Genomic DNA, 14,205 nt, shown 5'->3' on the forward strand with positions numbered 1-14,205 from the left:
GAAACAGTGGAAGAAGCCGGGGACGAAGGTGCAAAACCTGCGAAAGCTGGGAGTGCCGGAGTGGCAGGCCTACCAATGGGGGAACACAAGGCTAGGTTACTGGCGAATAGCCGGAAGCGCAGTATTGAATCGCTCTGTTACAAACGAAAAGCTCGCACAGGCAGGGTACTATGACTTCCCTGCCCAATACGAGCGTCTACGTCAGTTGCACTCAAGCGGTTGAACCGCCGTGTACCGAACGGTATGCACGGTGGTGTGGAAGGTCGGCTACTCAACTAATGGGTAGCCTCCTATCCGATCAAATTCATATCAAAGTTGGAGGCTGAAAATCCAAAAATGACCTTTGGGACAGCCCTTTTTTACAGAGGAGCTTTGTCGCGGCGGGCGCAGATTTGTCGAATTTACAAAAGCTCAACAGTATTTTGATATGGCTGAAACAAAAGTCCATATAATTAAGACTTGTTGACAGTACAGAGGGGAGACGGCGGCTGGAAAGGAGGGGATCATCAAAGAACATACAACCATTGTCCCTGCGCCAAAAACCGTAAAATCGGCACTTGTATCAAGTTAATTGTTGAATAGTCGGCCAGGCATGGAGCTTATATGACTTAACGGATGGGAGTAATGCGTAATTATGATAAGATGGATAAAAAAATATTCAAAGTGGATCAGTCTGGCAATGATTGTGATGATGCTGGCGACCTCGGTTTTACCGGGCGGTCCGGCTCTGACGGCATTCGCCGGGTCACCGGAAACCGTAGCGGGATGGACCTTCTCGGCTACGGGCACCTCTTTTGCCGCTACTAGCGGCAACGGCAACGATCTTGGCCAGGCCAAATTTACGATAAGCGGAAACCGGACCGGAACTTATTCCACCACCGGCAATACGATCTATACGAACGGCTGGAATACGGCCAATGGCTATTGGCAGGCGCAGCTGAGCACCGAAGGCTATTCCCAGCTCGTCGTTTCTTCCAAAAACTACGGGACGCCTGCGGGTCCGAGAGATTTCAAGCTGCAATACAGCGTGGACCGCGGCGCCAGCTTTGCCGATGTGCCGGATGCGACCTTCACCCAAACGGAAACGAGCGCGACGAACACATTTTCATTGCCCGACGATGCTGGCGACAAGCCGCTTGTATACGTCCGTTGGCTCAACTACACGAACGTCGCCATTAGCGGGGCGACGACCGGGACGGGAAACAGCCGGATTGCCGATATCTACATAACGGGCGTTCCCATTCAGGGCGGGACAACGAATCCGGCTAAAACGGCTAATCCTGTCGCAAGCAAAATTGCGTTCCAGGATGACTATACGACCGTTCGCGGCGTGACCTATGCCGTATACGGCGGCGCTGCGGTTCATGCTTACTTGCCCGATCTCACGCCTGCAGGCTCAACTACGGCACAGTCTGACGGTTCCTTTACGATGGGAATCAGCAACCCGGGGCAAAGCGCAACGATCCTGTTATCGGCTGAAGCCGCCGGTAAAGCTGAAAGCGACAAAGTGACGGTCGCCATACCGAAGTCGACGAAGCCGGATGCGGGCAAAATCGCGTTCGCCAACGCGGTGTCTGTTTCCGGTTCATCCGGCAGCGTAGCCAATAATGCCAAGGTTTCCGTTTATTTTGACGATAACGCCCTGGCAGGCACGGGTTCGGCAAGCTCGGACGGCTCGTTTGCGATAACGATCGCGAATCCGAATAATAAAACGTCGCTGCTCGTCACCTCCAAGGAAACCGGGAAGCTGGAAAGCGACAAAACGACGGTTGGTTTATCCGCGACCTTTAAACCGGGAGATGTCGTATTCAGCCAGCTTTACGTCAACGGCGGAAACAGCGGCGCGTTTTATAAAACGAAGTTTTTCGAGCTGTACAACACGACAAATCAGGATATTCAGTTCGACAATCAATGGGCCATTATTTATACTTCGGCTACGACCAACGGCTTCGGGGCAGGCACGAAGCTGACCGGTACGATTAAAGCTCATGGCTATTATCTGGTTGCAGGCTCATCAGGCGGAACGGGCGGCGGTCTGCCGGTTACGGCGGATCAAACCACTACGCTGAACCCGAGCGGGTCTGTCGGAGGCATTCTGACACTGGCCAATTCGACGACCGGATTAACCGGTCAGGACGACGCCAAAGCGATCGACATCGTTACCTTCGGCAACGGGACCAACACGAGCTTTACAACGAAAACGGATCATTGGGGCACGCCGTTTTACGACTCCGGGATCGGCGGGGCGACCTTGCTGCGCAAAACGGATACGGGCTCCGATCCGAGAGGCGCTATCGGGGCAGGCAACGGCTTTTTTTCCAGGAACCCGTCCAATGATTTCGTCTTAAGCAGCCCGAGCAATCCAGGCAGCCCGGAAGATATTAAAGTAAGAAATACGAAATCTATGGTCACACCCGATTCTGCGAAAATCAGCCTGACGAATGCAGGCGGCAGCATAACGGTAACAGGAGCAGCGGGATCGGTGCCCGATTCGTCATCGGTCCAGGTTTATACGGAAACCGGTGGCGTTGTCGCTTTGACCAATCAAGGCAATGCGGCTGCGAACGGGTCATTCAACCTTTCTTTCAACGATACGAGCAGTCGTGCGTCCGTATATGTCACATATAAGGATATGGCTCAGCCGGTTCAGAAGGAAAGCGCTTATGCCCGCATCGACGCGGCGGCAAATCCGTCTGCGGTCGTCCCGATCGGGCAGCTTCGTAAAAATGATGCGAACGGACTGCTGCTCAACATCGGCTATTCGACGACCGTCGAGGGTGTCGTAACGTCCGCAAATAGAGCGAATGGTACGGAGAAAACGAACTTTTACATTCAGGATGCGTCAGGCGGAATTCAAATTATCGATAAGCTGTCGCCTGCGGTGACGATTCAACCGGGAAGAAAAGTGAAAGCAGCGGGGAAGCTTGTATTTACGGCAGGGACGACCCAATTTGTCCCGACATTGCTTACGGATGAAGGACCGGATACAATGCCTGCGCCTGCGGTGACGGCTTTGGATACATGGAGCGCCTATGGCACGGTCGAGCCGTTGGAAGGATCTCTTGTTTCCGTCAGAGGCAAAGTGTCCAACATTCCTTCCGCCGGCCCCGATTATAACGTGACCATCACCGATGATTCGGGAAACACGGCTATCGTTAAAATATCGGGAAATGCCGGCATCGATGTGAACAGCGCGGTTAAGCTGGGGGATACGTATGCCTTTACAGGAATTGTCGGCCAATCCAAAGCCGTGTCGCCTTATACGAGCGGATATTATATCGAGCCGAGAAACGCCGCCGATATTAAAGGCGATTTGCAGCTGCAGCATGAGCCTTTGACCAAGGCATACACCGGCTTGGACATTACGGTCAAGGCTGCGGCCAAATATGCGGATGCCGTCACCCTTTTTTACAAAAATGAAGGGGAACCTTCCTTCGGTTCGATCCCTATGGTGACGTCCGACAATTTGAATTACAACGCGAAAATACCGAAGCAATATGTGACGTCCGCGAAAATTTTATATTATATTGAAGCTCAAAGTACAGGACAAGCCACCCAATATTCAGGAAGCTCTGCCGCGCCGCATGGTGTGAATGTTGTGGCGGATACGGACGGGCCGACCTATTCCAACGAGCTTCCCGCGGATATGGACAGCATCGAAACGTTCCATCCGGTCGTTTCCGTTAATTTGGATGATCCGAACGGCGTAGATGCGAATTCTGTCACCCTTTCCATCGACGGCAAAGATTTTACGGCTGCCGCGATCAAGTCGGAAACCCAAATTAAGCTTGTGATGACGCCGAACGATGATTTGACGGTCGGTACGCATACCGTGAACGTTTCAGCTAAAGACAAGCTTGGTAATTTATCCAATACTTCATGGACATTCCGGATCGTTCCAAGATTTACCGGAGGAAATCACTATCGGGGAACGACGCATAACCATACTCAAATTTCCCATGATGCCAAAGGCGATCCTGAAGCGGCGCTCTTGGCGACCCAAAACTATGGCTACGATTATTTTGCGTTTTCCGATCACTCGCACGACATCGATTCCGCCCAGGTCGGAACGGATTCGGTTGATCATAACGGCATGCCGGAACGGACCGGCGGCTCGGACTGGCAGCTGACCAAAGATTTGGCGAGGAGGTATACGAAAGACGGCAGCTTTGTCGTATTTCCGGCTTTTGAGATGACCTCGACAAGCTGGGGGCATTCCAACGTGTTTGGAACGACCAACTTTATCGATCGCGTTCAAAGCGGAGGCAAGTATCAAAATTTGAAAAACTATTATGCCTGGACGTTGTCCTACGATAACATTGTTGCTCAGTTCAACCATCCGGCAATGTCCGCAAACGCGTTTGACAATTTTATTCCTTATGATAAAAATGTCGATAAGCTCTTTACGATGCTCGAAGTGGGCAATGGCTCGGGCCATTACTCCTACGTAAATGCGGAAAACAAATTTTTCAGCGCCCTCGATTTGGGCTGGCACGTGGCGCCGACTTACGGCGAAGACAACCATGATGCGACCTGGGGTCAGACGAAGAAGCGTACGGTTATTGTCGCAAACGATCTGTCTCAGGAATCTTTGCTCGATGCGATGCGCAAAATGCGCGTTTATTTCAGCGAGGACCCGAATTTCAAGCTGGATGTGCTAGCAAACGGATATTACATGGGAGCGACCGTTGATTCGAAGGTACTGAATTTCGAGGTGACCGGCAGCGACCCGGTATCGGAAAGCTCCTCCGATCCCAAGTACAGCTATTTGACCGCACCGTCGAACGATAATATTGCCAAAGTGGAGCTTGTTACCAATGGCGGCAGAGTCGTTGACAGCTATACGCCGTCGACAAATTCCGCATCCTTTGAATGGAAGCCGTCCGTCAATGTCGTAGGCGGGCAGCAATGGTTCGTCATCCGCGTTACCCAGAAGGATGGGGACAAAATCTACTCCGCGCCGATTTGGTCACCCGCTGACCCTTTGTCAGTAAAAGTGAACGACTTGACCATCGTCGAGGGTGCGGCAGTTGCCGGTATTCCGGTCAATTTGAAAGCCGGAATCTCCAATCTGGGTACGATCAGCGTGAAGAATTTGACCGCTCATTTCTATTACGACAGCATCGATGCCGCACATTTCATAGGCGATGTTCCGATCGCTTCGCTTGCCAGCAACAAAAATGCGGATGCCGTCATTCAATGGACGAATCCGGCAGCAGGGGAGCATAAATTGATCGTCATTCTAGAAGCCGGAGACGGAAACGATCTGGGCGACAATCGTTACGAGCAGTCGATTACCGTGAAGGCGCCGCTCGGCATCAAGGTGATGATCGACGCTACGCATAATAACGAGAATACGACAAGCGATGCCGGCACATATGCCAACAACCTGACCGATTTTACGCTCAATCTGAAAAAGCAAGGGTATACGGTTATCGAAAATAAATCGGCATTGACGGATGCATTGTTAAGCGATATACGCGTACTCATGATTACGCATCCGAGCAGTGTGTACACCGCCAATGAAATTGCCGTTCTGAAGCAGTTTGTCGAGCGCGGAGGCTCGCTGCTGTTAACCGGAAAAAGCAATTTTGGCGGAACTCCGCAAAATTTGAACAGCTTGCTGTCGGGCATCGGTTCAAGCATATTGATTAACAACGACGGCGTGTTCGATGAAACGGCAGCCGGCAACTTTTGGTCCACCCCGTTAACCTCGAATTTCTCCGTAAGGCTTCATTTGTCGCCGGTAAGCAACGGATTGACGGATTCTATATCGCTGCTGGATTATTACAGCGGAGCAAGTCTTGCGGCGAACGACGGTACGGGGAAAAAAGTTCCGCTCGCCGACAGCGGTACAGTCACCGTTTTGGCGCGGGGGAACGAATCGACGTTCCAGGATTCGCCACAGGTCAAAGCCGACACGGTGGCCTACAATGTGTACACCGCAAACGGTAAAAACGGGCCTGCCTTGACCGGCGTAACCGGAGGCTCGGCGATTCCGTTAGTTGCTTCGGAGCAGCTAGACAAAGGCCGTATTATCGTATCGGGCATGAACATTTATAACGACAAGCAGATGACGCAAAATGACGGACCTACGAATAATGCTCCGTTCAGCATCAAAGCGGTGAATTGGCTTTCCCAAAACGAGCCTAAGGTCATCCCGATCCGCGAAGCGCGTCAGCTTCCGGAAGGGACGAGCGTTGTCGTTCAGGGCAAGGTTACGACAACGGCGTTTTACGACTCGGCTTACATTCAGGACGATACCGGCGGCATCGTGGCCTTTAGCGAGGTTCCGGCGGGCTCGCTGCAACTTGGCGATACCGTTCGGATCTACGGACAAATCGGCGTTTTCGAAAATGATAAAGAACTCATCTTCGACAAGTTTGCCAACAGTATCGTCAAATTAAGTTCAGGACCGGCAGTCCAGCCCAAGCAGGTGAGTACGAAAGATTCGGTTTCCGACACATACCAAGGCCAGCTGGTTCAGGTTCAAGGCAAGGTGGTCTCCATTCCCGATGACAGCACCTTCATCGTAAACGATGGTTCGGGCGATGTAGCCGTCTTTATCGACGGTTACATTGTCAACCAGAGCGGACCCGTCCCGTCCGTTCATGTCGGAGACACGCTGCAGGCGGCCGGGTTAAGCGGCAAGTATTCCCAGGGCAACCGGATTCGGGTCCGCGATACGAGGGAACTGAAGGTTACCGGTACGAATCCGGTTATCCCCGTAACCGGCGTAAAGCTGAATAAAGAAGCTGTGAGCTTAAGGGCAGGCGACTCGGATGCGCTCACCGCTACCGTACAGCCTGCGGATGCGACGAACAAGTCGGTTACATGGACATCCGGCAACGAAAACGTCGCGAAGGTGGATACGAATGGCCGAGTTACCGCAGTGGGAGCAGGTACGGCGACCATTACCGTTTCCACGAGCGATGGGCATTATACGGCGTCCGTCATCGTCACCGTGACCGTGCCGGCTGAAAACATCCGTGTAACGGGCGTAACTATCGACAAAAGCAACATTTCCTTATTGATGAATGAAACGGAGCAGCTGACTGCAGCCGTACAGCCTGCGGATGCGACGAACAAGTCGGTTGCCTGGACATCCGGCAACGAAAACGTCGCGAAGGTGGATGCGAACGGCCGTGTTACGGCAGTGGGAGCAGGTACGGCGGTCATCACCGTATCCACAAACGAAGGGCACTATACGGCGACAACAATCGTCACCGTCACCGTTCCGGATGAAAGCATCCATGTAACGGGTGTAACTATCGATAAAAGCTCGATTTCCTTAAGAGTCAATGGAACGGAACAGTTGACTGCAGTCGTACAGCCTGCCAACGCAACGAATCGGGCCGTCGTCTGGACCTCCAGCAACACGGCGATTGCTACGGTAGATGCCGGAGGTCTGGTCACCGCGCATGCGGTAGGAACGGCACGGATTACGGCGGCGACTGCGGATGGAATTTTCACGGCAGCCGGCAGCGTTCTGGTACAAAGCCCAGGCTCCTCTTCCCATGGAAAAGGTAGCGGTTCGGGCAACGGTGGCGGCAACAACGGCAGTAACGGAAATAACGGAAATAACGGGAACAACGGAAATAACGGAAACAACGGAAACAACGGAAACAACGGAAACAACGGAAACAACGGGAACAATGGGAACAACGGCAATAACGGTGGCGACCGTTCCGTCAAGGTGACGGCAGAACAGCTTTCCGCAGGCGTGAACGGCAGTGTGGCCGTTCAGGTTCCGGCCAACGCTTCGGAAATCAAGCTTCCGTCAAATACGGCCGACCTGCTTGGCCAGAAGCCTCTGGAAGTCAATTCGGAGCGGATTGCCATGACTGTTCCCCCGGGGCTGTTGAAGCAGCTGAACGACAAGCTGCCGGCGGGCGAGCAAAAGGACGGCACGATGTCCTTGAGTCTGGTCCCGCTTAACGATACCGATGCGAAACAGATCGTCGATATGAGTCAAAATGCGTCCTATGCCGAGCTTAAGCTCAATGGAAATGTATATGAGTTTCATCTTTCCATGGAGACAGCCGACGGCAATTCCGTCAGTTTGCCGGATTTTGACCAGCCGATCACGATTCGGTTCAAGGTGGATGAAGGCTTTAATCCGAAACTCGCAGGCGTTTATTATATTTCCGACAATGGCGCGCTTGAATATATCGGAGGAAATTATGCAGACGGGTATATAACGGCGCAGATTTATCATTTCAGCAAATATGCTGTGCTTGAGGTTACGAAGCTGTTTACCGATGTTCCGGCCAGCCATTGGGCCGCGGATATCATAAAAGAACTCTCAGCGAAACAAATGGTGACCGGTACGGGCGCCGCAACGTTCGAGCCCGAACGCAGCATCACGCGTGCAGAATTTGCGATGATGCTGGTCAGGGCGTTGAAGCTTTCGGACAAGGGCACAGCGTCCTTCGCCGATGTCCGGCCAACCGATTGGTTCGATGAAGCGATTGCCATGGCAGTGAAAGCGGGAATCGTGCAGGGCAAAAGCGCTTCGATATTCGATCCGGATGCGCAAATTAGCCGCGAGGAAGCGGTAGCTATGCTCATGCGGGCGTACGAATACAAGAACGGCAAGGCGCCTGCCCATACAAGCACGCCGTTCACGGATGAACCCCGGATTTCTCCGTGGGCGACCGAATCCGTCCATTCAGCTGCAGCGCTGAAGCTGATACAAGGCCGAACGGCCGGAGGGTTCGATCCGACAGGCATCGCTACCCGCGCGGAATCCGCTCAATTAATTTACAATCTGCTAAATAAATAATCAGCACAGGGATACAGCAGGATAGCCGGATGCCATTCGCAAGAATGGCATCCTCCTATCTATATCAGGAGGAAATTATGTTCCGGGTTCAGTCGGCATTGAAATTTACCATTTGTCTCATGTCCGTTTTGGCGATCGTCTTGTTCCCGTTCATTGGGAAGGCGGACGCTCATGCCTACAGCGCCAGCTATACGACGATTGAATTGACCAAAGCAAACACCGAAATGACGTATGCGTTGGACGAATTGTCGGTGATCGAGCTGGTCGGCGGCGATACGAACAAGAACGGCATGCTGGAGCAGGAAGAATTCGATCAGGTGAAAGATCGTCTTGTCTCGCTGCTGCAGCAAAATATCATTTTCAAGCTGAACAATCAGCCGCAGCATTGGCAAATCCATAGTTTGATTCTCGACCGGCAAGGGGATGCAACCAAAGCGACCCTGAAAGTATCGTATGCAGCTGTGAGCACGGCGCAGCCGGTTTCTTTAACCGATCATTTGTACATGAACGATGCAGCCGCCAACTATGTCGATTTAGTAACTATTCATTACGGGAAGCAAAAAAGCACAGCGGCTTTATCCGGCAAAAACCGGGTATGGGCGATGCAAATGACAGAAACCGAATATGCCGGCATGCAGCAGGATAAGCAGTCTCAAGTTTCTGCAGCGACGTCTTCTTCAGAGGAACCGCAGGCAGCGGCTTCGAACCGGTCGGAGCAACCGGATCCAGGCTGGTTTTCATTTTTTATGCTGGGAATTAACCATATTTTATCCGGATACGACCATCTGCTGTTTCTTTTTTCGTTGTTGATCGCGAGGCAAACGTTTAAACAGTATGCTGCGATGATTACTGCGTTCACGATAGCCCATAGCATCACCTTAACGCTGACCGTACTTGGCTGGATTAATATGCCGGCCGCCATCGTTGAACCGGCAATTGCTTTAAGCATCTGTTATGTGGCAGTCGAAAACATGCTCAGCAAACGCATTACCTATCGCTGGCTGCTTACTTTTTTATTCGGCTTGGTTCACGGCATGGGGTTCGCCGATATTTTGAAAGAAATGGACATTCCGGGAGGCGAACTGGCGGCGGACTTGATCAGCTTTAACGTGGGCATCGAAGTCGTTCAGGTGACATTGGTCGCCATTCTATTGCCGCTGCTTGTCATTGTCCACCGTTGGGAACATTCGAAGCGCGTTGTGCTTGCCAGTTCTGCCGCGGCTTTTGCGATGGGCGGAATTTGGCTGGCGGAGCGAATTTTTAATTAAATTAAAGCAAGAGGGGACATCCATGCAAAACGCGGCATTACAAAAAAAGTCAACGACCAAGATCAGCAATGTACTTGCCGGCTTTTCCATCATCCTGATTCTGATTTTATATTTCTTGTCCGGCCAAGCGCCCGAGTCCATCTGGCATCACCCCAAGCTGCAGTTATTCAAAATGATGTTCATCAGCATCATTGTCGAAGCGCTGCCGTTTATCCTGATCGGCGTCGTTCTTTCCGCACTGGTCGAGGTTTTCGTTTCAGAACAGACCATTAAACGAATGATACCGGCAAATCCGGTATTGGCGATTCTGGTCGTCAGCTTGCTCGGGATCATCTTTCCCGTATGCGAGTGCGGGATGGTTCCGGCGGTCCGCCGTTTCATTCAAAAAGGGATGAAGCTGCATGCGGCCATAACCTTTCTGGTCGTCGGACCGATATTGAATCCGATTGTATTTTGGTCGACGTTTATCGCTTTCCGCAACAAACCGGAGATGGCTTATGCCCGAATGGGACTGGCTATTACGGCGGCATTTGTCATCGGACTTCTCATTTATCGCCTGGTGAAGTCGGATCCGTTAAAAATAAGCAAGCCTGTTCAGCAGACGGCAAGCTCATTTAATATCGTACATCATCACGGGCATGGCGGTTCGGGCTGGAATAAGCTTGTTCAAGTCATGAGCCATTCGATCGAAGAATTTTTTGACATGGGCAAATTTTTAATGTTCGGGGCATTGCTGGTCGGCTTGCTTCAAGCGTTCGTTTCCAAGGAAAGCCTGGTTGCGCTTGGCCACGGCCAAGGAAGCGCAGCTGCGCTGATGATGGGACTCGGATTTATTCTCTCGCTTTGTTCCACATCGGATGCCTTCGTCGCCCAATCGTTTAGCGCGACATTTTCAAAAGGCTCGCTTATCGCATTTATGATGATCGGTCCCATGCTGAACTTAAAAGGCATCCTGATGATGGCTGCTGTTTTTAAAGCCCGGTTTGTATTATTGTACAGCTTGCTCGTGGTTGGATTTGTCTATGCAAGCACGTTGATATTGGAAATAGCTCTTTTGAATTGAGAGGTAAACGAATGGCAACTAACAATTATGCTTCTGTGGCGCATCATTTTTTGAAAGTGGCAATTTTGCTGGGATTTGCCGGATATTTGATTTACCTGGTCTTTACGGGGGAAATCCTCCTTTTTATCGCGCCCCATCTGTTGAAATATGTGAAAACGGCCGCCGCGGGTCTCTTCATATTCGCCGTGTTTCAGCTCTACATTTCGATTCGGTCATTCAAACAGCCCGTTGCCGGCTGCGCTTGCGCGCACCATCATGATCATTCCCAAGGCGGGCATCCGGATCATACGCACATGCACGACCATGGTCAAAGCGATTCCGGGCCGGTTTTGAAGCATGTGCTTGGCTACAGTTTATTTATTTTGCCGCTGCTGCTGGCTGTGCTTTTGCCGAATCAGGTCGTCGCCGGTTCGCTGGCCAAAAACAGCGGAATCCAGCTGGGGGAAGAGGCCGTGGACAGCAATGGCGTGCCTATGGATTTGGCGCTGCTGAAGGGGAGCATTGACCCCGAAGCGAGGGCATTGTTTACTACGGATAAATACAATCGGGATTATGCCAAATTGGGGATGCTTTTGTATAAGCAGGATATGGTCGAAATGAAAGATCAATGGTTTATTGAGAAGCTGCAGGCGCTTAATTTATTTGCGGATCATTTTTCGGGCAAGCCCATTCAAATGAAAGGCTTCATCTATCGGGAGAACGGCTTGCCGGAAAATCAATTTCTCATTGAAAGAATGGCGATGACCCATTGTATTGCGGATATTTCGCCATATGGAATGATTGCCGAGCTTCCGGACGCAAGCCGTTACGCCAACGACACTTGGGTAACATTGACGGGGACCATTGACAAAACAACTTATCATGATCAGACGGTCATAAAAATAATCGTTCAACATATAGAGCCTGCAACGGCTCCTGTGATTCCTTACGTTTATCCGGATTGGGACTTTGCCAAAAAACTGAATTAAACTCGAATGATAAAAAATGGAGTGGTCATTGTTATGCTGCTGAACTTAGGAAGCCTCATCTTGATCGTATTGATGACGGGTTATCATGTTTATGACGGGCTTCGCCAAAAATGGGAATCGGCCCGAAACGGATTCGCTCCGGCGGTTGCCTTATTTTCAGGCATGGCTTTCGGCGCGGTCGGGGCGCAAACATTCGATTTCGATTTAACTGTAACGTTGTCCATCGCAATATTATTCGCAATTGTCGCCGGCTTTCTTGGCGGCATTGGATTCGGCCTGCAGACGGCAGTCCAGGGGGCCTTGGCCGGATCGCTCGGAGCGATGCTCGGAACGTTGACGGGCAGTCTTTATTACAGATCGAACAACGTCGTACTGGTTGCCGCTATTGCATTTATCATTATCTCGTTCCTCCTCCAAAAGCTCGCGGATCGTCGGCGGTCGAACGATAGCCGCAGACGAAATGAAACGGCGACGCCGTTGAAAAAGCATGCGCCTGCGGGAACGGTGATACTGGCGATTTGTGCGGCAGTTAGCGCAGCTTCCATTATGGTTGAAAAAGATCAAATACGCGTAGGTTCTATCGGCGCCCCGGCTTCGCAAACCGCTGTGTTCGATGAAGAAAACGATCTGCAGGTCGCCTCGATCGACGTGTCCGCTTCCGGTTTTACTCCGGCAGTTACCGAATTTAAAGCCGGCACGATGATTAAAGCGGTATTCAATGTGAAGCCGAATTCCGGAACCGGCTTGAAGCTGGTGTCGAGCGATTTGAATTTCAGCGCGGAATTAAAGCCCGGCCAAAATATTTTTTTACTGAACAATCCTCAGCCGGGAACCTACGAATTGGTCGAGCCTAACAAAGCTTACAAGAGTATGTTTACCGTCAAATCTGTAAAATAACGGTTCATTCCCGCGGTCTCGCGCAAAAGCGACGGTTTGCTTCCCCCGAATCTCCGCAATTGCCGACAGGATGAGATCATTTTTCTAAAGTACAGGCACAGTTAGGTAGATGCCCACATAAAATGATACTAAGCTTAAAGCGGAGGCTTCCGAAGCAGTTTTGCTCCGCAAAACTTGTAGGGGGTGGCAGCTGTGCCTGGCTTTTTCTCAGCAATTTTTTTATTTATTAAAGAGTTAATGTTATTGGTTTCTTATGTGAAGAACAATGCGTTTCCTCAACCGCTATCGGAAGCGGAAGAAGATAAGCACTTGCGTCAAATGGCAGAAGGAAACCAACACTCCCGCAATTTGTTGATCGAACATAATCTTCGCTTAGTCGCCCATATCGTCAAAAAATTCGATAATACAGGAGAAGATTTGGAAGACCTTATCTCGATCGGGACGATCGGGCTGATCAAAGCGATCGAGTCTTTTTCCCCGGACAAAGGGACCAAGCTGGCTACATTCGCGGCCAGATGTATCGAGAACGAAATTCTCATGCACCTGCGTTCGCTCAAAAAGACGCGCAAGGATGTTTCTCTGCACGATCCGATCGGTACGGATAAGGAAGGCAATGAAATTACGCTGATCGATATCCTCGGCACCGAGACGGACGATGTCGTCGATAAAGTGCAGCTGAAAATTGAGAAATCGAAAATTTACAGAAATTTGGATATTTTGGACGGTCGGGAACGCGAGGTGGTTGTCGGCCGTTTCGGTCTTGAAGCGGGAGGCGAGGAGCGCACCCAGCGGGAGATCGCGAAGGAGCTCGGGATATCGCGCTCTTATGTGTCCCGGATCGAGAAGCGTGCGTTGATGAAGCTGTATCATGAGTTTTATAAGGCGAAGCGGTGATAGAATAATGGATAACAGCCTGCCTTTTACAAGGCCACTGAAGAACTTACGTTTTTCGGTTCCGTCGATCTACCCAAAGTGCAAAGAAGACATCCAGTCCAACTCTTGGGGCGGATGTCTTCTGTTTTTCATCAGAATGGTTACAGTAGGTCGTTACCCGTCAGTCTGTTAACTTTAATATTCGCTTTAGATTTACCGCGAATATCGCCATAGCTCCTTGCATCTGCATGCCAAGCAGACCCGAGGATGTGGCGACATCATACCCGTGCCTATGTTTGAGTTCGCTATTCTTCGCTTCGATCTTGTAGCGTTCCTTTGATTTGGTTTTAA

7 protein-coding genes are annotated in these 14,205 nt (G+C 51.1%); 6 read left to right on the forward strand and 1 reads right to left on the reverse strand.

The features are described from left to right. Positions 1-634: 634 nt before the first annotated feature. From E1757_RS35310 to sigK, 6 genes are all read left to right on the forward strand, one after another. Positions 635-8,785: an Ig-like domain-containing protein gene (locus E1757_RS35310; protein WP_133237120.1), complete on the forward strand. Its 8,151-nt coding sequence runs from the start codon at positions 635-637 to the stop codon at positions 8,783-8,785. Between the two features lie 29 nt (positions 8,786-8,814). Beyond that, positions 8,815-10,053 carry a HupE/UreJ family protein gene (locus E1757_RS35315; RefSeq protein WP_133237121.1) on the forward strand — a complete coding sequence of 413 codons (1,239 nt, stop codon included), beginning with the start codon at positions 8,815-8,817 and terminating at the stop codon, positions 10,051-10,053. A 22-nt stretch (positions 10,054-10,075) separates the two neighbouring features. Beyond that, entirely contained in the window at positions 10,076-11,116 is a 1,041-nt protein-coding gene (locus E1757_RS35320) for a permease (protein WP_133237122.1), read from the forward strand. An 11-nt stretch (positions 11,117-11,127) separates the two neighbouring features. Further along, the gene (locus tag E1757_RS35325; RefSeq protein ID WP_133237123.1) at positions 11,128-12,084 is read left to right on the forward strand and encodes a TIGR03943 family putative permease subunit; all 957 of its coding nucleotides are present in this window, start codon (positions 11,128-11,130) and stop codon (positions 12,082-12,084) included. Positions 12,085-12,117: 33 nt separating this feature from the next. Then, a complete protein-coding gene (locus E1757_RS35330; RefSeq protein WP_165972438.1) occupies positions 12,118-12,981 on the forward strand; it encodes a cupredoxin domain-containing protein in 864 nt (287 codons plus the stop codon). 192 nt (positions 12,982-13,173) lie between these two features. Next, positions 13,174-13,875, forward strand: coding sequence for an RNA polymerase sporulation sigma factor SigK (gene sigK, locus E1757_RS35335; RefSeq protein ID WP_133237125.1), 702 nt, complete (start codon positions 13,174-13,176; stop codon positions 13,873-13,875). A gap of 160 nt (positions 13,876-14,035) precedes the next feature. On the opposite strand, the gene E1757_RS35340 is transcribed toward sigK, so the two are convergent. Next, a partial coding sequence (locus E1757_RS35340) for a transposase (protein WP_342774630.1) occupies positions 14,036-14,205 on the reverse strand: 170 nt, incomplete at its 5' end.

The sequence above is a fragment of the Paenibacillus piri genome (genome assembly GCF_004354045.1).
GTDB classification, from domain to species: domain Bacteria; phylum Bacillota; class Bacilli; order Paenibacillales; family NBRC-103111; genus Paenibacillus_S; species Paenibacillus_S piri.